Annotated in this window: 31 protein-coding genes, 1 tRNA gene, 1 pseudogene and 1 riboswitch; of the genes and pseudogenes, 19 read left to right on the top strand and 14 right to left on the bottom strand. The window is 65.9% G+C overall.

The window, feature by feature from the left end; translation table 11 throughout:
• Positions 1-203 precede the first annotated feature (203 nt).
• The 3 genes from ACFIMZ_RS04355 (at position 204) to ACFIMZ_RS04345 (ending at position 1,511) form a co-directional block, all read left to right on the top strand.
• Positions 204-506 (top strand): DUF883 family protein, encoded by a 303-nt coding sequence (locus ACFIMZ_RS04355; RefSeq protein WP_010091502.1) that lies wholly within the window; start codon positions 204-206, stop codon positions 504-506.
• Between the two features lie 125 nt (positions 507-631).
• On the top strand, positions 632-1,021 hold the full coding sequence (locus ACFIMZ_RS04350; protein WP_431821550.1) for a phage holin family protein: 390 nt from the start codon (positions 632-634) through the stop codon (positions 1,019-1,021).
• A gap of 43 nt (positions 1,022-1,064) precedes the next feature.
• Positions 1,065-1,511 carry a DUF3318 domain-containing protein gene (locus ACFIMZ_RS04345; protein WP_431821549.1) on the top strand — a complete coding sequence of 149 codons (447 nt, stop codon included), beginning with the start codon at positions 1,065-1,067 and terminating at the stop codon, positions 1,509-1,511.
• A 69-nt stretch (positions 1,512-1,580) separates the two neighbouring features.
• Here ACFIMZ_RS04345 and ACFIMZ_RS04340 read toward each other — a convergent pair whose 3' ends face one another.
• The 7 genes from ACFIMZ_RS04340 to glyA form a co-directional block, all read right to left on the bottom strand.
• Complete coding sequence (locus ACFIMZ_RS04340) at positions 1,581-2,006, bottom strand: type IV pilin protein (protein ID WP_431821548.1); 426 nt, start codon at positions 2,004-2,006, stop codon at positions 1,581-1,583.
• A 14-nt stretch (positions 2,007-2,020) separates the two neighbouring features.
• The gene (locus ACFIMZ_RS04335; RefSeq protein WP_431821547.1) at positions 2,021-2,500 is read right to left on the bottom strand and encodes a hypothetical protein; all 480 of its coding nucleotides are present in this window, start codon (positions 2,498-2,500) and stop codon (positions 2,021-2,023) included.
• Between the two features lie 62 nt (positions 2,501-2,562).
• Positions 2,563-3,393 (bottom strand): PilW family protein, encoded by an 831-nt coding sequence (locus ACFIMZ_RS04330; RefSeq protein ID WP_431821546.1) that lies wholly within the window; start codon positions 3,391-3,393, stop codon positions 2,563-2,565.
• Positions 3,383-3,781 (bottom strand): hypothetical protein, encoded by a 399-nt coding sequence (locus tag ACFIMZ_RS04325; protein WP_431821545.1) that lies wholly within the window; start codon positions 3,779-3,781, stop codon positions 3,383-3,385. The genes ACFIMZ_RS04330 and ACFIMZ_RS04325 overlap by 11 nt, the downstream gene beginning before the upstream one ends.
• A complete protein-coding gene (locus tag ACFIMZ_RS04320) occupies positions 3,781-4,329 on the bottom strand; it encodes a GspH/FimT family pseudopilin (RefSeq protein WP_431821544.1) in 549 nt (182 codons plus the stop codon). Before ACFIMZ_RS04320 ends, ACFIMZ_RS04325 begins: the two co-directional genes overlap by 1 nt.
• A 150-nt stretch (positions 4,330-4,479) precedes the next feature.
• On the bottom strand, positions 4,480-4,962 hold the full coding sequence (gene nrdR, locus ACFIMZ_RS04315; RefSeq protein ID WP_431821543.1) for a transcriptional regulator NrdR: 483 nt from the start codon (positions 4,960-4,962) through the stop codon (positions 4,480-4,482).
• Positions 4,963-4,968: 6 nt separating this feature from the next.
• Positions 4,969-6,216, bottom strand: coding sequence for a serine hydroxymethyltransferase (gene glyA, locus ACFIMZ_RS04310; RefSeq protein ID WP_431821542.1), 1,248 nt, complete (start codon positions 6,214-6,216; stop codon positions 4,969-4,971).
• Positions 6,217-6,354: 138 nt separating this feature from the next.
• Positions 6,355-6,454, bottom strand: a riboswitch (ZMP/ZTP riboswitch).
• Between the two features lie 177 nt (positions 6,455-6,631).
• Here glyA and ACFIMZ_RS04305 point away from each other — a divergent pair.
• The 9 genes and pseudogenes from ACFIMZ_RS04305 to ACFIMZ_RS04265 all read left to right on the top strand — a co-directional run bounded on the left by ACFIMZ_RS04305 (position 6,632) and on the right by ACFIMZ_RS04265 (position 13,128).
• Entirely contained in the window at positions 6,632-7,378 is a 747-nt protein-coding gene (locus ACFIMZ_RS04305) for an SDR family NAD(P)-dependent oxidoreductase (protein ID WP_431821541.1), read from the top strand.
• A gap of 92 nt (positions 7,379-7,470) precedes the next feature.
• Positions 7,471-7,956 (top strand): tol-pal system-associated acyl-CoA thioesterase, encoded by a 486-nt coding sequence (ybgC, locus tag ACFIMZ_RS04300; protein ID WP_431821540.1) that lies wholly within the window; start codon positions 7,471-7,473, stop codon positions 7,954-7,956.
• Positions 7,957-8,137: 181 nt separating this feature from the next.
• On the top strand, positions 8,138-8,815 hold the full coding sequence (gene tolQ, locus ACFIMZ_RS04295) for a protein TolQ (protein ID WP_010091489.1): 678 nt from the start codon (positions 8,138-8,140) through the stop codon (positions 8,813-8,815).
• A 10-nt stretch (positions 8,816-8,825) separates the two neighbouring features.
• Positions 8,826-9,275: a protein TolR gene (gene tolR / locus ACFIMZ_RS04290; RefSeq protein ID WP_431821539.1), complete on the top strand. Its 450-nt coding sequence runs from the start codon at positions 8,826-8,828 to the stop codon at positions 9,273-9,275.
• A pseudogene (tolA, locus tag ACFIMZ_RS04285) lies at positions 9,272-10,296 on the top strand (cell envelope integrity protein TolA). The gene tolR and the pseudogene tolA overlap by 4 nt, the downstream one beginning before the upstream one ends.
• Before the next feature lie 109 nt (positions 10,297-10,405).
• A complete protein-coding gene (gene tolB, locus ACFIMZ_RS04280; RefSeq protein ID WP_431821538.1) occupies positions 10,406-11,701 on the top strand; it encodes a Tol-Pal system beta propeller repeat protein TolB in 1,296 nt (431 codons plus the stop codon).
• 17 nt (positions 11,702-11,718) lie between these two features.
• Complete coding sequence (gene pal, locus ACFIMZ_RS04275) at positions 11,719-12,228, top strand: peptidoglycan-associated lipoprotein Pal (protein ID WP_431821537.1); 510 nt, start codon at positions 11,719-11,721, stop codon at positions 12,226-12,228.
• Positions 12,229-12,247: 19 nt separating this feature from the next.
• Positions 12,248-12,997: a tol-pal system protein YbgF gene (gene ybgF, locus ACFIMZ_RS04270; protein ID WP_431821536.1), complete on the top strand. Its 750-nt coding sequence runs from the start codon at positions 12,248-12,250 to the stop codon at positions 12,995-12,997.
• A gap of 55 nt (positions 12,998-13,052) precedes the next feature.
• Positions 13,053-13,128: transfer RNA gene (locus tag ACFIMZ_RS04265), tRNA-Lys, on the top strand.
• Positions 13,129-13,377: 249 nt separating this feature from the next.
• On the opposite strand, the gene ACFIMZ_RS04260 is transcribed toward ACFIMZ_RS04265, so the two are convergent.
• Complete coding sequence (locus ACFIMZ_RS04260; protein WP_431821535.1) at positions 13,378-13,617, bottom strand: hypothetical protein; 240 nt, start codon at positions 13,615-13,617, stop codon at positions 13,378-13,380.
• 55 nt (positions 13,618-13,672) lie between these two features.
• Positions 13,673-14,050, bottom strand: a complete 378-nt coding sequence (locus ACFIMZ_RS04255; RefSeq protein WP_431821534.1) for a DUF3592 domain-containing protein — start codon at positions 14,048-14,050, stop codon at positions 13,673-13,675.
• A gap of 148 nt (positions 14,051-14,198) precedes the next feature.
• On the opposite strand from ACFIMZ_RS04255, the gene ACFIMZ_RS04250 reads away from it, so the two are divergent.
• Positions 14,199-14,330, top strand: coding sequence for a hypothetical protein (locus ACFIMZ_RS04250; RefSeq protein WP_431821533.1), 132 nt, complete (start codon positions 14,199-14,201; stop codon positions 14,328-14,330).
• A 143-nt stretch (positions 14,331-14,473) separates the two neighbouring features.
• Positions 14,474-15,079, top strand: a complete 606-nt coding sequence (locus tag ACFIMZ_RS04245) for a LexA family protein (protein WP_431821532.1) — start codon at positions 14,474-14,476, stop codon at positions 15,077-15,079.
• On the opposite strand, the gene ACFIMZ_RS04240 is transcribed toward ACFIMZ_RS04245, so the two are convergent.
• Together ACFIMZ_RS04240 and queF are read right to left on the bottom strand one after the other, a co-directional pair.
• The gene (locus ACFIMZ_RS04240) at positions 15,069-16,007 is read right to left on the bottom strand and encodes a queuosine precursor transporter (RefSeq protein WP_431821531.1); all 939 of its coding nucleotides are present in this window, start codon (positions 16,005-16,007) and stop codon (positions 15,069-15,071) included. The genes ACFIMZ_RS04245 and ACFIMZ_RS04240 overlap by 11 nt on opposite strands.
• 20 nt (positions 16,008-16,027) lie before the next feature.
• The gene (queF, locus tag ACFIMZ_RS04235; RefSeq protein ID WP_431821530.1) at positions 16,028-16,858 is read right to left on the bottom strand and encodes an NADPH-dependent 7-cyano-7-deazaguanine reductase QueF; all 831 of its coding nucleotides are present in this window, start codon (positions 16,856-16,858) and stop codon (positions 16,028-16,030) included.
• Positions 16,859-17,625: 767 nt separating this feature from the next.
• Between queF and ACFIMZ_RS04230 the strand changes: the two genes are divergently transcribed.
• Positions 17,626-17,895 carry an H-NS family nucleoid-associated regulatory protein gene (locus ACFIMZ_RS04230; protein ID WP_431821529.1) on the top strand — a complete coding sequence of 90 codons (270 nt, stop codon included), beginning with the start codon at positions 17,626-17,628 and terminating at the stop codon, positions 17,893-17,895.
• Entirely contained in the window at positions 17,892-18,536 is a 645-nt protein-coding gene (locus ACFIMZ_RS04225; RefSeq protein ID WP_431821528.1) for a hypothetical protein, read from the top strand. Before ACFIMZ_RS04230 ends, ACFIMZ_RS04225 begins: the two co-directional genes overlap by 4 nt.
• A gap of 170 nt (positions 18,537-18,706) precedes the next feature.
• Here ACFIMZ_RS04225 and yiaA read toward each other — a convergent pair whose 3' ends face one another.
• Both yiaA and ACFIMZ_RS04215 read right to left on the bottom strand, forming a co-directional pair.
• The gene (gene yiaA, locus ACFIMZ_RS04220) at positions 18,707-19,150 is read right to left on the bottom strand and encodes an inner membrane protein YiaA (RefSeq protein WP_431821527.1); all 444 of its coding nucleotides are present in this window, start codon (positions 19,148-19,150) and stop codon (positions 18,707-18,709) included.
• 221 nt (positions 19,151-19,371) lie between these two features.
• A complete protein-coding gene (locus ACFIMZ_RS04215) occupies positions 19,372-20,310 on the bottom strand; it encodes a cupin domain-containing protein (RefSeq protein WP_431821526.1) in 939 nt (312 codons plus the stop codon).
• 128 nt (positions 20,311-20,438) lie between these two features.
• Here ACFIMZ_RS04215 and ACFIMZ_RS04210 point away from each other — a divergent pair, with 128 nt between their 5' ends.
• The 3 genes from ACFIMZ_RS04210 (at position 20,439) to ACFIMZ_RS04200 (ending at position 22,683) form a co-directional block, all read left to right on the top strand.
• Positions 20,439-20,768 (top strand): carboxymuconolactone decarboxylase family protein, encoded by a 330-nt coding sequence (locus tag ACFIMZ_RS04210; protein ID WP_010091464.1) that lies wholly within the window; start codon positions 20,439-20,441, stop codon positions 20,766-20,768.
• Positions 20,769-20,911: 143 nt separating this feature from the next.
• Positions 20,912-21,748, top strand: a complete 837-nt coding sequence (locus ACFIMZ_RS04205; protein ID WP_431821525.1) for a class II glutamine amidotransferase — start codon at positions 20,912-20,914, stop codon at positions 21,746-21,748.
• Between the two features lie 155 nt (positions 21,749-21,903).
• A complete protein-coding gene (locus ACFIMZ_RS04200; RefSeq protein WP_431822423.1) occupies positions 21,904-22,683 on the top strand; it encodes a mechanosensitive ion channel family protein in 780 nt (259 codons plus the stop codon).
• Positions 22,684-22,778: 95 nt separating this feature from the next.
• On the opposite strand, the gene ACFIMZ_RS04195 is transcribed toward ACFIMZ_RS04200, so the two are convergent.
• The gene (locus ACFIMZ_RS04195) at positions 22,779-23,459 is read right to left on the bottom strand and encodes a DedA family protein (RefSeq protein ID WP_431821524.1); all 681 of its coding nucleotides are present in this window, start codon (positions 23,457-23,459) and stop codon (positions 22,779-22,781) included.
• Positions 23,460-23,618: the final 159 nt, after the last annotated feature.

Genomic DNA, 23,618 nt, shown 5'->3' with positions numbered 1-23,618 from the left:
TCGATATTCATACATTTTTGTCATTTTTGTCCGGCGCGCGCCCGCGTCGGGAAACTTTTCCGCCCATTTGCCTCTCTGCCCAAGAATTACAAGTCGTTTACCATGCAGTCTTGCGCCACCGCGCCGCATCATCCCGGCTCGCCAGCAGGCAGGCGTTTCGCTACGATGTGAACCTGCAGCATGACAGCATGAAGGGAGTTGCAATGTCGGAAATCAACAAGGAGAAACTGATGTCGGATATCAAAACCGTTCTCGCGGACGCCGAAGACCTGCTCAAGCAAGCCGCGAGCAGCACGGGCGACCGTGCGGCCGAGCTGCGCGAGAAAGCGATGTCGCGTCTGAAGCAGGCCAAGGAAAAGGCAACCGACGTCCAGGTCGTCGTGGTCGAGAAAGGCAAGAAAGCCGCTCGCGCGACCGATGACTACGTGCATGAGCACCCGTGGACGTCGATCGGCATCGCGGCCGGTGTCGGCGTGCTGATCGGCCTGCTGGTCAACCGCAAGTAACGCGCGGCCAGCACCAAACCGCCCGGCGGGCCGCCCGACGCGGCTCGCGGGCGCCAAAGCCGAGACTGGCGACACGCCGGTCGGCTTTGCCTTAGCCGCTTTCTGCACGCGCAAGCACATCATTCATGACGACAGACACCACCTCGCAGTCATCCGGCCAGGGCCCGTTGCGCCGCCTCATCGGCTCCGTGATCGGATTGCTGCAAACGCGCCTCGAACTCGCGGGCATCGAGCTCGCCGAGGAGAAGGAGCGCCTGATGGGCGTGCTGTTCCTCGGGCTCGCCGCGATGATGCTGGCGACGATGGCTCTCATCAGCCTGACCGTGCTCGTCGCGATCGCGTTCTGGGATACCTATCGCTGGCAATCGCTCGCGGTGGTCACCGCGCTGTACGCGATCGCCGGCCTCGCCTGCGCGCTGAAGGCGCGTACGAGCCTGCGCGACGCGCCGATCGTGTTCGAGGCCACGCTGGCCGAACTCGAGAAAGACCGCGAACTGTTCCGCGGCAAGTCGTGAGCGCGCACGCGTTCGTTTCCTTCATCCACTTCGCCGACGCGCCATGAGCTACAACGCCACAGGCAACCGATACCGCACGGCTTCGCCGCAATCGCGCTTGAATGCCGCACAGAACCGCGCGATCCGCAAGGAGCTGCTGATCCTGCGCTCCGAAGTCGAGCGCCTGGAACTCGCGGAGGCAGGCGCGGAAATACGGCAGGCCGTCACCCGCTTCCGCTGGCTCAAGCTGCTGGTCCCCGGGCTCACGGGCGGCTCGCTCGGGCAGTCCGCGAAGAACCTCAACGCGAGCATCGGCAACCTCGTCAACCAGTATCCGATGCTGAGCTCGCTTGCGTCGCTGGTGCTCGCGAAACCCGTGCGCTCGCTGCTGCGCGCGAGCGCGAGCCCGGTGCTGAAGTGGGGCTCGCTCGGATTTGCCGCGTGGGAAATCTACCGGTTCTTCAAACAATCGCGCGACGGGAGCGACGGCGACACCGCCGACAACGATTGACGCACGGCTTGCCGCGTCGCCAGCCGATGCCCGCCGCCAGCAGCGTGACGACATGCGTGTCGCGTCACGTCATCGCACGCCCCAGCACGTCGGCTCCCATTCGCGCGCGCCGTCCGGCAGCACATTGCCTTTCGTTCCGTCCGAGCGCAACGTGAACGACCCGCAGCGGTCGTCGCGCATCGGCCCGTCGTCGAGCGGACGCGCGTCGAGTTCATAGGACACGAATGCGCCGTCGTCCGGGCGCCGGATCGCCAGCCGATAGACGGCCCGCCCGTCCGGCGGCGCGTGCGCGAGTGCGTCCGGCAATGTGGGTGGCGGTATGCCGTCGAGCGTCTCGAGATATTGCGCCGCCCGGTAAAGCGCGGTCACGGCCGACGTGCGATGCGCTTGCGCGGCCTGTTGACGGTATGACGGAACCGCCACGCCCGCCAGCACCGCGATGATCGCCAGCACGATCATCAATTCGAGCAACGTGAATCCAGCCCGCCGACGCATGCGTGCCTCCATGCTCATCGGGGCTGCGCGGCGACGCGACGCCATCTCTGCGCGACGATCCGTCCGTCGCGCATCTCGACCTGCATCTGCAGCCAGACGGCGCTGGACGCATGCGCGCCGACGCCACGCGCGGTGACGAGGTACGCACGACCGGCGGCGGGCCGTGCGATGCGCCACGCCTCGATCAGGCAACGCGGCGGCTGCGCGGCCACCGGCCATCCGGCAAACGGCGCGAACGCTTCAGGCATGTCCAGCGCGGGTATTCGCCGCCAAGCGTCAGGCTCGGCATGCGACAGGCCCGCGCTCAGGTATGGCGCCGAGCCCTGCCGCAAGCGCTCGACACACGCGGCAAGCGCAGCATCGGCCGCGTGAAACGCGATCAGGCGGTCCGACAGCGCGCGCGTGCGGTGCGCCTCCGTCAATGCGGATTCGAACCACGTGCCCGTCAGCGCCGCGATGGCCGCACCGACCGCCACCACGGCCGGCAGCGCCATCCCTGCCTCGCGGCAAACGCGCATAGGGGGCGTGTGCCCCGTCGCCCGTTGTTCGGCCCGGCTCAACGCGATGCTCCGGATGCGCGCCGCATCCCGGTCTGGTGATCTTCGCGCTCGGTCGACGCATTCCTCAACGCCACGACACGATGCAGCGTCAACCGCGCGCGGCGATCCGGCGCGATGGCGGCATGGCCGTCGCAATCGACATGACTGACGCGCTCCCGCATCGGTTCACCCCGCGCCCGCACGCAGACATGGACGGCAATCACGTCGCGCCAGTCGTCCGCGCGCATCGCGCGGGCATCGACGAACCGCGTCTCGCCACGTCGCAGAAAACGCAGGCGCAGCTGGTCGATTTCCGATACGACCGGCTGCGCGGTCCCCAGGCGCCCGTTCCCTTCGCAATACAGCTCGGGCTCGCCCGTCGTCGGGCTGACGTGGGCGTCGAAGCGGTTCGACACGAGCGTTCGGTCCGCCGGCGCGCCGACGCCCTGCCCCAGGCAATCCGATACCTGGCCGTTCACCGTCGGCCACGTCGACATTGTGTCGCCGACATAGCGAACCAGCAGCGCGTCGGACGACGCAGGTGCTGGTTCGCAGCGCACCTGGGCATCTTCGCCGCGCACGCGAGCCGATGCGCACCCGAACAGCGGCGGCAGCGGCGAGCTCGAGAGGTCGAGCGGCTGAAAGCCCGCCATCTGGATCTGCTGGCCGATCAGCGTCAGTGCGGTGCTTGCGGCGTCGCGCATGCGAAACGCATCGTCGGCCCGGCGTTGCCCGACACGCTGCGCGTGATACAGCGCGCCGACTGCCGCGAGCACGAGCAGGCCGACCGACATCGCGATCAGCAATTCGAGGAGCGTATGCGCACGAGCGCGACGATCAATGCCCATCGGTCGGCACCTCGCGGAACGGGATCCGCACGCATGACGGCGAACGCGCCGATCGGTCGACCGTTTCGCATCCCGCAGCATCGCCGTCACGCCAGCCGACGGTCGCCAGCCGGACGCCACCCGGCCCGCCATCGATCGTCATCGCGCCATCCGGCAACGACGCGACGGCCAGCGCCGCGAGGCCCGCATCCGCGCCGGGTGTCGCCCGCGCGCTTTCGATGCGTGCATCGGCCAGCCACAATGCACGTTCGCGCCAGATCGTCGAGCGCTGCGCACGCGCCATCGCGAATTGGCCGCCAGCCACCGTGAGCATCATGACGGCGAGCAGCGCGACCGCCACCGCCGCCTCGATCAGCGACGCGCCGCGCATCGTGCGCCGCGGGCTCATCAGGCCGCCTCGCAACGACCGGCGACGACGCGCGCCCGGCCGCCCGCCGCGATCCGCACGCAACGCGCCGCGCGTGACGCATCGGCCTCCGGCCCGCTCCGGCGCGGCCGCAGCTCGAACCGCCGGATGCCGCCGATTGCCTGACCGGCCGGCGGCGCAAAGGCCAGCTCGTGCGCGACGCCCGCGACGATCACGTCCGGATCGCGCGGATACCGCCGCAGCACCTGCGCCCGCTCGTCGAAATGTCCGCTCACGAGCCAGCCGCACGACCATTCGCCGTCGTCGCAGCGCTGGCCGGGATGCACACAGGCGCCGTCATTCCCTGCCCGGCACAGTGTGACGCGCACGCCAAGGCGCGCCGCTTCGGCCCGCGCGAACGACAGCGCGCCAAGCAGCGTGCGCGAGCGGGCGTCGACCCGCTCGCGCATCCGCCACTGCTCGAACGAAGGCGCCGCGTACAGGCCGAGCCCGGCCAGCACCGCGACCGTGACCATCAGTTCGACGAGCGTGAATCCCCCCGCCCTCCACGCTGCTCCGCTGCGCCACATCGCCGTCCTCCGTCAACGTCATGCGACGACTGTAGCGGCGCGCACGCTGGCGCACCATCTGCCGAACGGCCAGCTGGCGGCGCACGGCCACGCCGGCCACAATCGGCGCAGCATGAACTCGGAGGGAATGCGATGAAACGACGCAGCGCGTCAGCGCTTACGCGGGGGCTTGGCAGCCGGAGAGGCGCGACGGAACTCTTCGATCACGTCGGCAAATTCGGACACGTCTTCGAACCGGCGATACACCGATGCAAAGCGCACATAGGCAATCGTATCGAGGCCGCGCAACTCGTTCATCACGAGTTCGCCGAGCTTCTCGCTACGCACTTCGCGCTCGCCTGTCGCGAGCAGCAGATATTCGATGCGGGCGACCGCCGCATCGATCGCGTCAGCCGCAACCGGCCGCTTGCGCAGCGCGAGTTGCATGCTGGCGACGATCTTGCGACGGTCGAATTCCGTGCGGCTGCCGTCCTTCTTCACGACGGCCGGCAGGGCCAGTTCGACCCGTTCGTACGTCGTGAAACGCTTGTCGCAGGCGGAGCAGCGGCGGCGCCGGCGAATCGCGGCGCCGTCTTCGGACACGCGCGAATCCACCACCTGCGTGTCGTCGCTGCGGCAGAACGGGCAGCGCATGAGCGATCAGCGATAGACCGGGAAACGCTTGGTCAGCTCGGCCACTTGCGCGCGCACGCGCTCGATCGTCGCTGCATCTTCCGGGTTGTCGAGCACGTCGGCGATCAGGTTGCCGACCAGCTCGGCCTCGGCCGTGCCGAAGCCGCGCGTCGTCATCGCCGGCGAGCCGAGACGGACGCCGCTCGTGACGAACGGCTTTTCCGGATCGTTCGGGATCGCGTTCTTGTTGACCGTGATGTGCGCGGCGCCGAGCGCGGCTTCCGCTGCCTTGCCGGTGATCTGCTTCGCACGCAGGTCGACCAGCATCACGTGGCTTTCGGTGCGGCCCGACACGATGCGCAGGCCGCGCTTGACCAGCGTCTCGGCCAGCACGCGCGCATTCTCGACCACCTTCTGCTGGTATGCCTTGAAGTCCGGCGACAGCGCTTCCTTGAACGCGACGGCCTTCGCGGCGATCACGTGCATCAGCGGGCCGCCCTGGATGCCCGGGAAGATCGCCGAGTTGATCTGCTTCTCGTACTCGGCCTTCATCAGGATCACGCCGCCGCGCGGGCCGCGCAGGCTCTTGTGGGTCGTGGTCGTGACGAAATCGGCGTGCGGCACCGGGTTCGGGTAGACGCCCGCGGCGATCAGGCCCGCGTAGTGCGCCATGTCGACCATCAGGTACGCGCCGACCGACTTCGCGATCTTCGCGAGACGCTCGAAGTCGATCTTCAGCGCGAACGCCGACGCGCCCGCGACGATCAGCTTCGGCTTGTGCTCCTGCGCAAGCTGCTCGGCCGCTTCGTAATCGATGTCTTCGCTTTCGTTCAGGCCATAGCTGACGACGTTGAACCACTTGCCCGACATGTTCACGGGCGAGCCGTGCGTCAGGTGGCCGCCGTGCGCGAGGCTCATGCCCATGATCGTGTCGCCCGGCTTGAGCATCGCGAAGAACACGCCCTGGTTCGCCTGCGAACCCGAGTTCGGCTGGACGTTCGCGGCTTCGGCGCCGAACAGCTCCTTCACGCGGTCGATCGCGAGCTGCTCGACGACGTCGACGTATTCGCAGCCGCCGTAGTAGCGCTTGCCCGGATACCCTTCGGCGTACTTGTTCGTGAGCTGCGAGCCCTGTGCGGCCATCACGGCCGGGCTCGTGTAGTTTTCCGACGCGATCAGCTCGATGTGATCTTCCTGGCGGCGGTTTTCCTGCTCGATCGCTGCAAAGACTTCGGGATCGACGTTCGCAATGGTGCTTTGGGCTCTGTCAAACATACGGTTTCCGTTAAGTGTGTACAGGTTGACCGGGGTGGCCGAGTACATTGCGCTGCTGGCGGCACCAGCTCGACGTGGCGGAAGAATCCGTATGACGTGAGGCAGGGACAGCCACCGGCGATGCACGCGACGGCGCACAACGGCTGCCCAGGCGAACGGCAAAAACGGCGCCCTGCGCTTCACGGTGGGATGCTCCACCTTGAACCCGGGGGTTCTATCGCCAGTCACGCAGGGGTGATGAGCGCGTTAGTTTATTGGATGCGTCATGAATAGGCAACCGCGCGGCGGCCACCGCAAACAAACGGGGACAGAGTTGCGCCACCCGCGCCGGCTGAGCTTTGCGCCTTGCCGCGGTGCGGCAATCTCAGTAGGCTTGCAGGTTCCCCACCCGCTACCCTACCGACCAGGAGCAGCAATGATCGTGTTCGTCACAGGCGCGTCCGCCGGCTTCGGCGCCGCCATCGCCCGTGCCTTCGTCAAGGGCGGCCATCGCGTCGTCGCGACCGCGCGCCGCAAGGATCGTCTCGACGCGCTCGCGGCCGAGCTCGGCGACGCACTGCTGCCGCTCGAGCTCGACGTGCGCGACCGCGCCGCCGTCGAAGCCGTGCCGGCCGCCCTTCCCGCCGAGTTCGCCGCGCTCGACGTGCTTGTCAACAACGCCGGTCTCGCGCTCGGCGTCGAGCCTGCCCACAAGGCCAGCCTCGACGAGTGGCAGACGATGATCGACACCAACTGCTCGGGCCTCGTGACGGTCACGCACGCGCTGCTGCCGGGCATGATCGCGCGCGGTCGCGGCCATATCTTCAACCTCGGCTCGGTTGCCGGCACCTACCCGTACCCGGGCGGCAACGTCTATGGCGCCACCAAGGCTTTCGTCAGGCAATTCAGCCTGAACCTGCGCGCCGACCTGATCGGCACGCCGCTGCGCGTCACCGACATCGAGCCGGGCCTGTGCGGCGGCACCGAATTCTCGAACGTCCGCTTCCGCGGCGACGACGCGAAGGCGGCCGGCGTGTACGCGAACGTCCAGCCGCTCACGGCCGAGGACATCGCCGACACGATCTACTGGATCGCGACGCGTCCCGCGCACGTGAACATCAACACGATCGAGATGATGCCCGTCGCCCAGGCGCCGGCCGGCCTCACCGTCCATCGCGGCTGACGGTCCGCCGCGAGCCGCCCCGGCGGCCGGCTCGCGGCCCGGAACATTCCGTTACGAATCGGTTGCAAGGCGGCCTCCCCGCTTCCGGTAAAATGCGCGCCATGACTCAGCCTACCCGCCCCCCGGAAGCGCCTTCCGGCTTCACCTGGCCGGTTCGCGTGTATTACGAGGATACCGACGCAGGCGGCATCGTCTTCTATGCCAACTACCTGAAATTCTTCGAGCGCGCGCGCACCGAATGGCTGCGCGCCTGCGGCATCGACCAGCGGCGCCTCGCCGACGAAACGGGCGCGATCTTCATCGTCCGCAGCACGGCGCTCGACTATCGCGCGCCGGCGCGGCTCGACGATACGCTCGCGATCACGAGCCGGCCCGGACGGATCGGCCGCGCGTCGGTGGAATTCATGCAGGAAGCGTGGCATGGCGACACGCTGCTCGTCGCCGGGCAGATCCGCATCGGCTGCGTCGACCGCACGGGCATCCGGCCGGCGGCAATCCCGCCGACGGTGCTCGACGCGCTGCAACGCGGGCCCGTCATCGACGCCGGGCACACTGTGTTGTCAACGAGGCTCGCGTGAGCCCCGTTTAGACAAAGCCTATGAACTTGCCTTCCTGAACCGATACTAAGCAAGGTTCGGCGTCAGGCGCGGCAGCGGCACCCCGCGCGCAGCGCAGCGCCCGCGCCGGGCAACCCCGGCCGGGAACGCCTAGCCGGGCCCCTTAGCCGGGCGCCCCCGAAGGGACGTTACTCAAACCTCTATGAACACTTCTCAAGACCTGTCGATCATTTCCCTCGTCCTCAATGCGAGCGTCCTGGCCCAGGCCGTGATGGGACTGCTGCTGCTGCTGTCGCTGATGTCGTGGACCTTCATCTTCCGCAAGTGGTTCGCGATCCGCCGCGCACGCGCACAGACCGAGCGTTTCGAACGGGATTTCTGGTCGGGCGGCGACCTGCAGGCCTTGTATCAGAGTGCGGCGAACAACCGCCACACGATCGGCGCGCTCGAGCGGATCTTCGAATCGGGGATGCGCGAATTCCTGAAGGCGAAGGAAAAGCGCATCAGCGACCCGGGCCTCGTGCTCGACGGCGCGCGGCGTGCGATGCGCGCGTCGTTCCAGCGCGAGATGGACGTGCTCGAAGCGAACCTGGCATTCCTCGCGTCGGTCGGCTCGGTCAGCCCGTACATCGGTCTGTTCGGCACGGTCTGGGGGATCATGAACTCGTTCCGCGGCCTCGCGAACGTCCAGCAGGCAACGCTCGCGAACGTCGCGCCGGGCATCGCCGAAGCGCTCGTCGCCACCGCGATCGGCCTGTTCGCCGCGATTCCGGCCGTCGTCGCCTACAACCGCTACGCGCACGACATCGACCGCCTCGCGATCCGCTTCGAGACCTTCATCGAAGAGTTCTCGAACATCCTGCAGCGTCAGGCCCAGTAAGGAGCGCGACATGGCCGGAACTCCCATCCGATCCAGCATGCGCGGCGGCCGCTCGCGCCGCGCGATGGCCGACATCAACGTCGTGCCGTACATCGACGTGATGCTCGTGCTGCTCGTGATCTTCATGGTCACCGCACCGCTCGTCGCACCGTCGATCATCAACCTGCCGACCGTCGGCAATGCCGCGCCGCAGGAGCAGACGCCGCCCGTCGTCGTCAACATCAAGGCCGACCGCACGATGAGCGTCAAGTACAAGGGCAACGCGGGCGCGACGCAGGAAGACACGATGACGAAGGCCGAGCTCGACAGCTTCATCGCCGCCCGTCAGGCGGATCATCCTGACCAGCCGGTCGTGATCGCGGCCGACAAGACCGTGCAGTACGATGCGGTCATGACCGTGATGTCGGATCTGAAGGCGCGCGGCGTCAAGCGCGTCGGCCTCCTCGTCAAATCGCAATGAAACGGCAACCCCCGCGCAGCACCGCCTACCCGCCGATGCCGCCGCGCGAGCGCGGCACGTGGCGCGCGTTCGCGCTCGCGGCGTTGATGCACGTGCTGCTCGCGCTGTTCCTGTATCACGGCGTGCAATGGCAGAACAGCACCCCGGCCGGCGCCGAGGCCGAGCTTTGGACGACGGTGCCCGACATGCCGGCGCCGCAGCCGGCCCCGACGCCGCCTGCCCGCGTCGCCCCGCCCCCTCCCCGGTGAAGAATGAGGAAGCGGACATCGCGCTGCAGCAGAAGAAGCGTCAGCAGGAAGCCGCCGCACGCGAAGCGCTGCTCGAACAACAGCGCCGCGCGCAGCAGCTCGAGGCGCAACAGGAAGAGCAGGCCAAACGCACGCAGCTTGCGGCCAGGCAGGCCGCTGCGCTCGCCGCGCAGAAGGCCGCCGAGCTGGAAAAGCAGAAGCAGGCTGAAAAGCTCAGGCAGAAGCAGCTCGCCGAGCAGCAAAAACTGGAACAGCAGAAACTCGAGCAGCAGAAGCAGGCAAAGCTCGAGGCGCAGCAGCAGGCCGCGAAGACGAAAGCCGAGGCCGCGGCCAAGGCGAAGGCTGAAGCGGCGGCCCGCGCGAAGGCCGATGCGGCGTCGAAGGCGAAGCTCGACCAGGAGCGGCGTGTGCGCCTCGCGCAGATGCAAGGCCTGGCGGGCGGCGGCGAAGGCGGTGGCGAAGGTCTCGCGAAGAGCGGCACCGGCACGGGCTCCGGCGGCAACGCGGCCTCCCCGGGCTATCCGGACAAGGTGCGCCGCCGCGTCAAGCCGCACATCGTCTGGGGCGGCGAGCGCGACAGCCTGACGACCGTCGTCGCGATCCGCTGCACGCCGTCGGGCGACGTATTGAGCGTATCGATCCGCCGTTCGAGCGGAAATTCGGGGTGGGATCAAGCCGTGGTCAGTGCGATCCAGGCGTCGGTCCCGTTGCCGCCCGATTCTAACGGTCGTACTCCATCGGACATTACGATTACCTTCAAGGCGGCGGAGTGAACGGAAATGCGCTTACACTCCCGCCGTCGCTGTAAGACGGGAACGAATCGGGTATTTTTACAGTCTGTGCGGTTGCGCAGCGATACAAGTCATACGGGAAGCAAGAAGCATGAGTTTGATGACGAAGCTAGGTTTCAGGGCACTCGTGGCCTCGTGTCTGATTGCGGCGGGCAGCGCCGCTAACGCGCAGGTCAACGTGCTGATCACCGGCGTCGGTTCGACCCAGTTCCCCATCGCCACCGCGAATTTCGCGAACGAGGCGGGCCTGCCGCAGCAGGTCACGTCGATCGTCCGCGCGGACCTCGCCCGCAGCGGCAAATTCACCAACATCGACGCCGGCAGCACGCCGGTGCCCGAGACCGCATCGGTCGACCTCGGCGCATGGAAAGCCAAGGGCGCGAATGCGTTCGTCGCCGGCAGCGTGAACCGCGACGCGAACGGCCAGTACAAGGTCAACTTCATCCTGTACGACACCGTCAAGCAGCAAAGCCTCGGCGGCCTGTCGCTGACGGCGAACGACGGCACGCTGCGCACGGCCGGCCACAAGATCGCCGACTACATCTACCAGAAACTGCTCGGCACGCGCGGCGTGTTCGCGACGCGCCTGTCGTACGTGATCAAGTCCGGCAACCGCTACCAGCTGCAGATTTCCGATTCGGACGGCCAGAACCCGCGCATCGCGCTGTCGAGCACCGAGCCGATCATCTCGCCGGCGTGGTCGCCGAACGGCACGAAGGTTGCATACGTGTCGTTCGAGCGCAGGAAGCCGATCGTCTACATCCACGACCTGCCGACCGGCCGCCGCTACATCGTTTCCGACCAGAAGGGCAACAACAGCGCGCCGGCGTGGTCGCCGGACAGCCAGACGCTGTCGGTCGCGCTGTCGCTGACGGGCAACACGCAGATTTATGCGGTCAACTCGACCGGCGGCGGCCTGCGCCGGCTGACCCAGAGCAATTCGATCGACACCGAGCCGTTCTACTCTCCGGACGGCCGCTGGATCTACTTCACGAGCGACCGCGGCGGCGCGCCGCAAATCTACCGCATGCCCGCCCAGGGCGAAAGCGCCGGTGCGGCCCAGCGCGTGACCTTCACCGGCAGCTACAACACGAGTCCGCGCGTCAGCCCGGACGGCAAGCTGCTTGCTTACATCTCCCGCACGGGCGGGGGCTTCAAGCTGTACGTTCAGGATCTGCAGACGGGCGCGGCGAACGCGATCACGAATACCAGTCATGACGAGTCGCCCAGCTTCGCGGCGAACGGCCAATACGTTCTGTACGCCACCCAGTCGGGTGGCCGCAACGTGCTGGCCGCCGTCCCATCCGACGGCAGTGCGCCGCCGCAGATTCTGTCCGTCCAGGGCGGCTCCGTACGCGAGCCGTCGTGGGGACCCTTCATGCAATGACCACAAGGAGAGTAACCATGATGTCGAAAAAAGTTCGTCTGGCCCTGGCCGTGATGATGGTCGGCGCGCTGGCAGCATGCAAGTCGGGCGTGAAGCTCGACGAGAAGGCCAACGCCGGTGCGATTAGCACGCAGCCGAACCCCGAGAACGTCGCGCAAGTGACGGTCGATCCGCTGAACGACCCGAACAGCCCGCTCGCGAAGCGCAGCATCTACTTCGATTTCGACAGCTACTCGGTGAAGGATGAATATCAGCCGCTGATGCAGCAACACGCGCAGTACCTGAAGAGCCATCCGCAGCGTCACGTGCTGATCCAGGGCAACACCGACGACCGCGGCACGAGCGAGTACAACCTCGCGCTGGGCCAGAAGCGTGCGGAAGCCGTCCGCCGCGCGATGGCGCTGCTCGGCGTCGCCGATTCGCAAATGGAAGCCGTGAGCCTCGGCAAGGAAAAGCCGCAGGCAACGGGTCACGACGAGGCATCGTGGGCGCAGAATCGCCGCTCGGATCTCGTCTACCAACAGTAAGTAACGGAAGGTTCGCTGTATGACGCACCGTGAATCCTGGCTGCGCGTGGCCGCAGCCCTCTGCGTCGTCGGCGCGGCGTGGTCGGCCGCGCCGGCGCACGCCGGCATGTTCGACGACAACGAGGCGCGTCGCGCCGTGCTCGATCTGCGCAGCAAGAGCGACAATCTTGCGAGCCAGCTCACGGCGGCGCAACGCACGATCCTCGATCAGACCGCCCGCCTCGACCAGCTGAACCAGCAGGTCGCGACGCTGCGCGGCGAGAACGAGGATCTGACGAACCGCCTCACGACGCTGGAACGTCAGCAGAAGGAGTACTACACGGATCTCGATGCGCGGCTCAAGAAGTTCGAGCCGGAGCAGAAGACGGTCGACGGTGTCGAAGGCACCGTGCAGCCGGGCGAGACCGATGCGTTCAATGCGGCGCAGCAGCAGTTCCGCGACGGCAATTTCAAGGCTGCCGCCGCGTCGTTCCGCAGCTTCATCGCCAAGTATCCGCAGAGCCCGTACCAGCCGAGCGCACAGTACTGGCTCGGCAATGCGCAGTATGCGCTGCGCGACTACCGCGGCTCGACGGCGACGTGGCAGGGTATCGTGAGCAAGTTCCCGCAGCATCCGCGCGCGGCCGACGCGCTCGTCGCGATCGGCACGAACCAGCTCGAACAAGGCCAGAAGGCGGCGGCGAAGAAGACCTTCGAACAGGTCGTTTCGCAGTACAACGGAACGAGCGCGGCGCAGACGGCACAAGGCAAGCTGCAGACCATCAAATAACGATGGCCGGGGGTTGTTGACAGGTTCGCAACCCACAGCTATAATTTTATTCTTTGGGTCGTTAGCTCAGTTGGTAGAGCAGCGGACTTTTAATCCGTTGGTCGCGTGTTCGAGTCACGCACGGCCTACCAAGATGTACGGAAAGGGCTTAGCAGCAATGCTAAGCCCTTTTTCTTTTCAGGCTGCCCAAACTTCCAACGCAGCTTCGGCGGCGTTTCGTCTTGCCACCAGAGTGGCCCTGTCAGGGACACTCTGCCCCGCCCTTTCGCTAGCGGATTCAGCCGCCGGGCTTCCTCGAGATGATCTGGTGCGAAGTGCGCGTAACGCATGGTCATCTTGAGGTCGGAGTGCCCCAAGATACGCCGCAGCGCCAAGATGCATCATGGCGATAACGTCCTTGCCACCGGCAACCATGTCGGATCATGCAACGCAGCCAATGTCCTCATCTGGTCAGCCGCCATCGCTTCAGCCTGCTCCTTGGCTGCCGAACCAAAGATACCTTTCTCGTTTAAGCCTGCCCCTCCCGCTTCACGCCCGGCGATTTTCGGAATCCTGATCTCCGGCAACGCGAATCTCGGAAGCTTGATCTTCGGAATGCGAAGACCAAAGCCCAGCCCCACACCCACGCCACCACAATAGAAATCGGTCTCACGGCCCGCGTCCTCTCAGGCGCTGTTATTTTCTGGGCGGGAAGTTCACCAGCGCGAAGAAGATGAACCCGACGCCAGAAATCAACGCCAACAGCGTCCAGTTCCACACCGCGCCAAACGGGTTAATGGTGGCCGTCCGGGAGGGTGCCTCCGGCTGATACAACACGGTTACCTTATCGCCGACCTTCGTTCCGTAGATCATCCCGCCCTGCGGATAGGAAATGCGTTCGCCGGTTCTTGTCACAAATTCAACCTGGGGATGGCTGCCACCCGCATTCAAGCTGACGACCTCCCCAGGCACCGCGATCGCCGTCCGCAGAAAATCCCATGTCGACCGCGCAGTAAAAGCCGCGATCACGAGAAAAACGACTCCGATCACAATGCCTGCGATAGCCTTGAACATGAGCCCTTTCGATTTCCGTAAAATGGCGAGCTGAGTTGATCCGTCCGCCTGTACTCTGCGCGAGATTTTAAAAAACTGATTCTGTCGCATCGACGACAGCGACGCATGCGAATCGCCTTCGAATTCGCGGTCACTCCCGGACAAGCGCATGATCCGTGAACCTGTCCGCATTGTTGCGGGCAAGGCGGTCGAACAAATCGTCATTCGCGCCGACCGTCAGCCTGAATGCCAATGGCCAGATGCGCGATTTCGACTTGCCTGCTTTCATCACGCCAATTGAGTCCCCGGGAACGGCCGTCGCGACCGACCTCGCACATTACAAACTTGTTAGGGTACGATCACCCCTTTTGAGCCCCGCCCCACGCGGCGCCCCGGCCTGCCCCTAAAATGACGCAAGCACGCCGGGAGAGGCAAGAACGCACTATGGAAATGAGCCAGCGGCTGGTCCTGATGGTCGCGAGAATACGCGCGCTGATGCAGCGGCAAGGCCTCAGTGACGCCGACCTCGCCCGCAAGACCGGCGTGTCGCCCGCGACGCTGAGCCGCGTGCTGTCGATGGCGACCGAGGACCCGCGCATCAGCACCGTCATGGCGATCGCCGATGCGCTCGGATCGACCGTCGGGTATCTGCTTCAGAGCGAGCGGGTCTATCCGATTCCGATTCTCGACTGGGACGAGATGCTCGGCTATGCGCGCGGCGTCTACGACGTCGCGCGCAACACGCGCTGGCTGACCGTCGACACGCCGCGCAGGCCGGGCACGTTCGCGGCGCGCACGAAGCCGTCGATGGCGCCGCGATTCCGCGAAGGCTCGATCGTGATCGTCGAGCCGGGCGTCGCGTTTCGCGACGCACAGGTCGTCGTCGCCGCGATCGACGGCGGCGAGCCGACGCTGCGCCGCGTCACCAAGGACGGCGAAGCGGTCTGGCTCAAAGGCCTCGCCCCTTCGCCGGCAGACATGATCAACGCTTTCGGAGCGAGCGTCGTGGTGCTCGGCGTCGTCACCGAGTCGCGCCTGGTCAATCCTTGAACGAGAACGGATTGAAGCTCGTGTGATAGTCGTAGTAGTCGATCTGGTCCATTTGCTTGAGGCGCCTGGAAGCCGTCGTGACGACCGGCAGCAGCACGAGCTCGTAGGTCACCTTGACCGCGATCTGAACGCCGATCATCGTCAGCACGACATCGTTCGGCAGCCGGCCCCAGAACAGGATCATGCAGAACAGCGTGCTGTCGATCACGATCGCGACGCCGGTGCTCGACACGATGCGCGCCCACAGATGGCGGCCCGCGCTTGCGATCTTGAGCTTGGCGAGAAAGGTCGTGTTGACGAATTCGCCGCAGAAGTAGGCCACGGTCGACGCGACGAACGTCCGCGCGAACTCCAGCGCGAGCGCCGGATAGGCCGCGGCGAGCGTCGGATTCTGCGCCTCCCAGCTGGGCAAGCCCGGCGGCAACGACAGGAGCCAGGTCCCGATGATGAACATCAGGTTCACGGCAAGACCGCCCCAGATCACCATCCGGCTGACCCGATATCCGTACACTTCCGTGATGATCGTGCTGAACGCATAGGTCATCGGAAACGCGATCAGCGCGGCCGGAATGCCGAAGGTGATGCCATCGAGCGTGACCGCGATGACGCGCGCGCCCGTCACGTTCGACAGCATCAGGAAGCCTGCATAAAGCAGCGCAAGCAGCAGGACGGCGGGCGTCAGCTGATGCTTGCGCGTCGGAAAGTACGACAGGGGGATGGGCTGGTCCGTATACGTGGCAGCGTTCAGGAAGCCGATGTGTGCCACGTCCTCGCGCGAGAACTTGTCGAGCCACGCCTTCGTGTTCAGCTCGCGCGGCGACATCTTGAACGTCGTGCCGGAATCGCGCACCCGCACCAGGACCTGCAGCGCATCGCTCTCGAGCGACGGCTCGATGACGGCTTCGATTTCGTGAGAAGCGGATTCCATGATCGGCTCGCGGTGCGAAGTCATTGTCGGATCAGGCGCGTATTCGGAACGTCCTGAACGGGCGCGCTGCTGCGCACCGGATTGATGTCGAGGCCACCCCGGCGCGTATAGCGGGCCGACACGGTCAGGCGGGCCGGCGCGCATTGATCCTGGATGTCCTTGAAGATCCGCTCGACGCATTGCTCGTGGAATTCCTCGTGATTGCGGAACGACACGACATACCGGAGCAGTGCGTCGCGGTCGATGCGGCGCCCTTCGTACTCGATCGACACGGTCCCCCAATCGGGCTGGCCCGTCACGAGACAGTTCGATTTCAGCAGGTTCGAATAGAGCGTTTCGCTGACGTGCTCGTCATGCGTCGCGAGCAGTTGCCGGTCGACGCTGAACTGCGCGATGTCGATGTCCTGCTCGTCGATCGAGGTGCCGACCGGCGCGCCGATCTGCAAGGCGGCGGCGTATTCGAGCGATTCGAGCGTGACCGAAACGGGTGCACCGGCGCAGCGCGACAGATCGCTCGCAGCGATGCGCTCGACTTCCTCCCGGCTCTCGAACGACGTGTTGTTGAACGTGTTGAAGTACAGCTTCATCGATTTCGATTCGATCACGTTCGGCGACGCGCACGGCACGACGATCGTCGCGATCGCGACGCGCGGCACGCCGCGGGGCGTGAGCCACGACACCTCGTAGTGATTCCATACGTCGACGCCGAAAAACGGCAGCGTATCCGTGATGCCGATCTCCTCGCGCTTGATCGTGCGCGGAATCGCATAGAGCTTTTCCGGGTTGTAAATCGACTCGTACTTGGATTGCTTGCCGAGCTCCAGGGTGCCTTGATTGGATAGCGAGTTCATGTCTTTGAATTTTCGATTTCAGTATTTTATTTTTCGATAAATTTAGTGCGATTATTTAAATGCGCGAGGGCTTGATTGCCGGTTACGCCGCCAACTTCGCCATGATACCGTAGCCATTTCTTTTCATCCCTTGATAACCGGCTCAAGTCGACGACCGACCCGGCCTGAGCGTGACAAGCGCAATACGGCATCATAAAAGCAAATAAAGCAAATCCGTTTGATTATTTCATGCAAGCCCGCCGCAACGGATCGGCGGCACCGCTGACAGGTCGGCATCCACGCGCATCCAGCCAAAAAAACAACAATCTTCCTGTCATATTTACTAGTTTTAAATGGTCACCGCTTCATCCATATTATCTTCGTTAAGACAGGCATTGCATTCTTGCAACACCAGCACGCGATCGGGCCGGTTGATTCCTGCATTCCGACATGGGAGCGGAATGCGGCATCGCCCCCGACCGCCATGCCGGCGGTATCGCCGATGCTTCCTGCAATCGAAACACCCGCCCCGTGCGAAGGACGGCTCGAGCCTCACACGACAGGGTCGCCTGCCGCAATCCGGATGAAGCTGGCGGCCAATCAACGACTCGAAGCGGCATCCGTCGCGCATCCGGTTTAGACGATGCCCCGGATGCTGCGTCCGACACGTTTTGCATTCCAGATTCGACAGCGCCCCGACAGCGATCCAATCGGGGCCGTTGGCGGATCGATGACACCGCAATGGGAATACCGTGACAACCTATCGAGAGCTCCAGGCGCAAATAGAAATGCTTCAAGCACACGCCGAGTCGGTCCGGCTGGAAGAAAAACAAGCCGCCGTATCGAGGATCAGGGACGCGATCGCGCTGTACGACCTGACGCCCAGGGACCTGTTCGGCGATCTGCCGCGCAAGCCGCGTCGGCGCGTGAAGCGCGGCCCGGTTCCGCCGAAGTACCGTGACCCGCAGAGCGGAGCGACATGGAGCGGCCGCGGCCGCGAGCCCCTGTGGATCAACGGGCAGAGCCGCGAACAGTTCCTGATCGACTCGTCGGCGTGATCGTGTTCAAGCGTGTCGCGGATCGGCAGCGCGACACGCATGAATCGCCTGTCGATTTCTCCTGTGCCCACTTCACTCGTCGCACGCACGCAATGTCGATGACCATTCTGATCAGCGTCGTTGGTACGGTAATCCTGCTCACGGTCGCATCGCCGCGGCTGATGCGGGCATGGTGCAAGGGACTGCCCGGCGGCACGCGGGCGCCGGCGCGCGGAAATCACGCGCTTCTTCATCCGCACGATACGGTACGCGACACCGCGCAAGAAGCGGCCCGGTTTGCCACGCTGGACGCGCGTGCCGCGGATGCGTGCGCCACCGAGCTCGAACGACTGGCCTCGGCTGGATCGACGCGTGCGGCCAACGAGCATGCGACCAGCGAACGTGCGGCTGACGACCTTCCGAGCACGCTGTCCAGAAAGCAGCTGGTTCGGGAGCGCGCCAGGAAGGCGCGCGAACATGCGACGCGTGCCCGCGTTCATGCGAGCGCCGCCCAGTCCGCTCTCCAGCGCGACGCGCGTGACAACGACGATTCGCAACTGGATGAAGTACGGCAGCACGCCGGCCTTGCCAATCAGGCGCACCTGAACGCCTGGGATCTGCTCCAGTTCACGCTCGCGTCGGAGAAACGCAGCGATCTCTGAGCGCGACGTCATATCCGGGAAGATGCGGTCAACGCCGGTCCGGCCGGCGGGCGTGCAGCTCGACGCGTCGTCACTGCCCGCCCTTCGGGTATTGCGCGCCATCCGGCGCATCCCGCTCTGCCAATAGCAAGGATTCCGATGTAGACAGGCGGACAGCGTCTACCCTGCGTTCACTCCTGCGTCGGCTGCGCCGGGTCGATGTCGGTCGGCCGCGGCTTCGCGCCTTGCAGGTCGCGCGTGTTCTTCTGCACGGTCACCGCGCCGAACAGCGCGAGCACGAACGACATCGCGTAAAAGCCTTTTTCGCTGAGCTGCAGCGTCGCGTTGAACAGGCCGACGATCAGCAGTGCGATCGAGAGCAGCAGTGCGAACCAGCTCAGCCCGTAGTAGATGCCGGTGACCGGAATGCCTTCGGCGCGATCGCGCACGCTCTTTTGCAGCGAGATCGCTGCATACAGGCCGAACACCAGCACGGTGAAGTAGTAGCCCTTTTCATTGAGCTGCATGCCCGCGTTCCAGAGCCCGACGAGAAACGCGGCGAAGCCCGCGATCAATGCCGCCCACGAGGCCGCGACAAACGCGAACGACGGCTGCTGGATAGTGGTCTGGTTCATGGTGTTGCCCTCTCTTTCTTGTTGAAATGAATCGCGAGCATGGTAGCAGTTTTGTCACATGAAATGACCGGATCGACGGCCCGCGACGAACCGGCCGCCGCAACGCGGCAGCCAGGCCGTCTGTCGTCCGAATCGATCTGTCGCCCGGCCGCGGGCGCCGGACGATGTCCGGGTCGGCGGCCAGCGTCGGCCCCTGCATCGACAACCCGCCGCCGGCGCGCTCACTCGCCGCGATGCGCGCGCCGCCAGCGCCCCGGCGTCGTGCCGAACACCTCGCGAAACGCCTTGCCGAACGCCGCCTCCGACTGGTAGCCGACCGCCTGGCCGATCTCCGCCTGCCCGCGGCGCGTGTCCCGCAGCAACGCGCACGCGTGCATCATCCGGATCCGCGTAACGAACGCGCCGACGCTCATCCCCGCCTTCTCGCGAAAATGCCGCGCGTAGGTCGCGCGCGACATCGCCGACACGTCGCCGAGCGACGCGACCGTCCACGGCTGCGCGGGCGCCTGCATCACCGCCTGGATCGACGGCCCGAGCCGGGCATCCGCGGCGAGCGCGAGCCAGCCGGACGGCACCTGCGTGTCGCGGCCGTACGCGCGCAGCGCATACGCGAGCAACGCCTGGCCGAGCGCGTTGACGATCGCGCGGGCGCCCGGCTGCAGATTCGACGCCTCGGCGCGCAGCACCCCGGTGAGCATCTGCAGCGATGCGAGCCCGGATGGCTCGCCCAGCCCGACGTGCAGCAGGCCCGGCAGCGCGCGCATCAGCAGCTCGCCCGCGCCGCGCTCGTACACGAAGCGCCCGCACAGCAGATCCACGCTCGCGCCGTCCGGCGTGTCGGTATTGCATTTGACCGGCAGCACCGCGCCGCCGGCCGCGGCAAGCTCGCGCATCGGCATGGCGGCCGCCGGGCCGGCCGTCGCATCGTGGATCTCGTGCGCGTCGCCCGCGGGCAGCAGCACGAAATCGCCTTCGACGAGCCGCAGCGTGCGACCGTCCGCCGTGCGCAGACGGCATTGCCCGGCCAACAGCAGATGGAACGCGGCCTCGCCGGCCGGCAGCGCGTCGTGCGCCATCGCGAACGGGCCGTCGAGCAGGCAGCGCACGTCCAGCTCGACATGGCTGCGGCCCATCAGCAGCAGTTGACTCAGCGCATCCATGAGACGCCCGCGCTAAAAATTGACACTTTAGCGTATCGAAACCATCACCGCTGACGCTCAGAATAGCCGTGCATCTCCGCAGCACGCGGCCCCCGCCGCGGTCACCTACCCGTGAAAAAGGACGAGCCATGCTGAACTGGAACGAATATCGCAAGGAACTCTCGACGCGCATCGGCGACCTGGCGAAGTTGTCGCCCGATACGCTCGCCGGCTACAAGGCGCTGTCCGGCGCCGGCGCGAAGACCGGCCATCTCGACGCGAAGACGCGCGAGCTGATCGCGCTCGCCGTGGCGGTCACGACGCGCTGCGACGGCTGTATCGCCGTGCACACGGCCGAGGCCGCCAGGCACGGCGCGACGAAGGAGGAAGTCGCGGAAGCGCTCGGCGTGGCGGTCGCGCTGAACGCGGGCGCAGCGCTCGTCTATTCGGCGCGCGTGATGGATGCGATGGGCGACTGAGCCCGCGACCGAGGGCAGGCTCCGGCGGCCGGCCCCGGCCGGCGCGCCGGAGCGCGTGCAGGCGGGCGCCCGCCGCCGCGGTGAACCCGGCGACGGCGAACTCGGCTACCATGCTCGGACGATCCGCCGAGAAGGAGCGCCCCATGTGCCGCTGGCTCGCCTACACGGGCAACCCGATCCACCTCGAGACCGTCCTGTTCCGCGCGAAGCATTCGCTGATCGACCAGAGCCTGCATTCGGAGCTGGGCGCGACGACCACCAACGGCGACGGTTTCGGCATCGGCTGGTACGGTCACCCGGACGAACTCCCGTTCCGTTACCGCTCCGTGCATCCCGCGTGGAATGATCGCAACCTGCGCGAAGCCGCGCGCGCGATCCGCTCGCGGATGTTCATCGCGCACATCCGTGCAGCGACCGCCACGCCGGTGCAGGAAACCAACTGTCATCCGTTCCGGCACGGCCGGTGGCTGTTCGCGCACAACGGCCTGATCCGCGATCTGCCGAAGCTGCACCGCGACCTCGCGATGAAGATCGATCCGGCGCTGTTCCCGACGATCGAAGGGTCGACCGATTCGGAGCTGATGTTCCGCCTCGCGCTGACGTTCGGCCTCGAACAAACGCCGCTCCCGGCGCTCGAGCGGATGGCCGGCGTCGTCGAGGACATCGCCGCGCGGCACCGCGTGGACCTGCCGCTCAACATGACGGTCTGCGTGACCGACGGCGAGCAGATCATCGCGGTCCGCTACTCGAGCGAGCGGCAATCGCGCTCGCTGTACCACAGCACGTCGTTCCGGCACCTGCACGAACTGTATCCGCACAACCCGCGCATCACCGAAGCGGGTGACGATGCGTTCATGGTGCTGTCCGAGCCGCTCGTCGACCTGCGCGGCGCGTGGGAGGAGATTCCGGAAAGCACGGCGATCATTGCGCGCGGCGGCGACGTCGAGCAGCGGCCGTTCGAGCCGCGGCGTCACGCGTAGGCGTGGCGCGGCCGGTTGCCTTGGCGCCGCGCGTCGGCTATAAAAGCCCGAGGATTTTCGGCATGCCGCACTTCCGGGCATGACCGTTCCCCCGTTCAACGTCTTATGGAGAACCAACCTTGACCCTGGACCTCGCCACCGCCCAGCAATTCCTGATGACCCGCGGCCTGGACTTCGGCCTCAATCTCGTCGCCGCGATCGCCCTGTGGTTCGTCGGCCGCTGGGCGATCCGCATCGGCACGCGGCTGCTCGGCAAGATCGTGCAACGCAGCGGCAAGGTCGACCCGACGCTCTCCGACTACCTGACCTCGGTCGTCGGCGTGCTGCTGACGGTCCTGCTGATCCTCGCGATCCTGCAGATCTTCGGTGTGCAGACCACGTCGTTCGCCGCGCTGCTCGCCGGCCTCGGCCTCGCGATCGGCACGGCCTGGGGCGGGCTGCTCGCGCATTTCGCGGCGGGCGTGTTCATGCAGGTGCTGCGTCCGTTCAAGATCGGCGACGTGATCAACGCGGGCGGCGTCACCGGCACCGTGAAGGAACTGGGCCTGTTCGGCACGACGATCATCACGCCGGACAACATCGTCACGATCGTCGGCAACAACAAGATCTTTTCGGACAACATCGCGAACTACAGCGCGACGCCGTACCGACGGGTCGACCTGTCCGCGAAGATCGCGAACGGCGTCGATGCGGTCGACGCGATCAACCGCCTGAAGTCGGCGATCCAGACGATCCCGAACGTGCTGACGACCCCGGCGCCGGACGTCGGCGTGCTGCAGTTCACGCCGGAAGGCCCGCTGCTGTTCGTGCGCCCGTTCACGCAGCCGGCGAACTACTGGCAGGTGTATTGCGACACCAACCGCGTGATCCTCGAGACGTTCCGCGACGCGCAGTACCCGACGCCCGAAACGCCGATTTCGCACCGCACCGCGTGACGGCGCGACGCGTCGGCGGACATGAAAAAAGCGTGGCTGCAGTTTGCGAGCCACGCTTTTTTTATTGCCGCGACGAACCGCGCGACCCGCGCGGATCAGTGACCGCTGGTCTTGCCCGCGCCGCCAGAGCGGCCGCGCACGAGCTTCCACAGCGCGCCGAGCGCGACCGGCACGACCGCCGCGCCGATCCCGGCCAGCACGATCACGTTCAGGTACTGGCGAACGAACGGGATGTTGCCGAAGAAGTAGCCGAGCAGCACGAGCAGCAGCACCCACACCAGCGCGCCGAGCACGTTGAAGAGCTGGAAGCGCGCGACGCTCATCGACGAAGCGCCCGCGACGAACGGCGCGAAGGTCCGCACCACCGGGATGAAGCGCGCGAGCACGATCGTCTTGCCGCCGTGCTTGTCGTAGAAGCTGTGGGTCTTCTGCAGCGCCGCGCGGTCGAGGAAGCGCTCGAGCACCGGAATGTGCGTATTGAAGACCTTCGGCCCGATCCAGCGGCCGATCAGGTAATTGACGGTGTTGCCGGTGATCGCCGCGACGAGCAGCAGCACGATCAGCGCGCCGACGTTCATTTCGCCGGTCGCCGCGAACGCGCCGCCGATGAACAGCAGCGAATCGCCCGGCAGGAACGGAAACACGACGAGACCCGTTTCGCAGAACACGATCAGGAACAGCACCAGATACACCCAGGCGCCGTATTGCCGGATGAAGTCGCCGAGGAATGCGTCGATGTGCAGGACGAGATTGACGAAATGAAGCAGCGTATCCAAATGCGGTTCCTTCAGGGCAAGCGGGCCGGTGACGGCATAAAGGGCAAAATCGCCCGCCCGGCAAGGGCGGCGCGTGAAACGCAGTCATCATACCGAAACTGCCTTAAGGCTCCGTGAAAAAACGTAACGGATCGCCGGCCCGGCGCGCGCCGGCGGCCT

The sequence above is a fragment of the Burkholderia sp. F1 genome, from assembly GCF_050813845.1.
Taxonomy (GTDB): Bacteria; Pseudomonadota; Gammaproteobacteria; order Burkholderiales; family Burkholderiaceae; genus Burkholderia; species Burkholderia ubonensis.
Note: the sequence above shows the minus strand (reverse complement) of the source record. Positions and strands in the feature narration are given on the sequence as shown.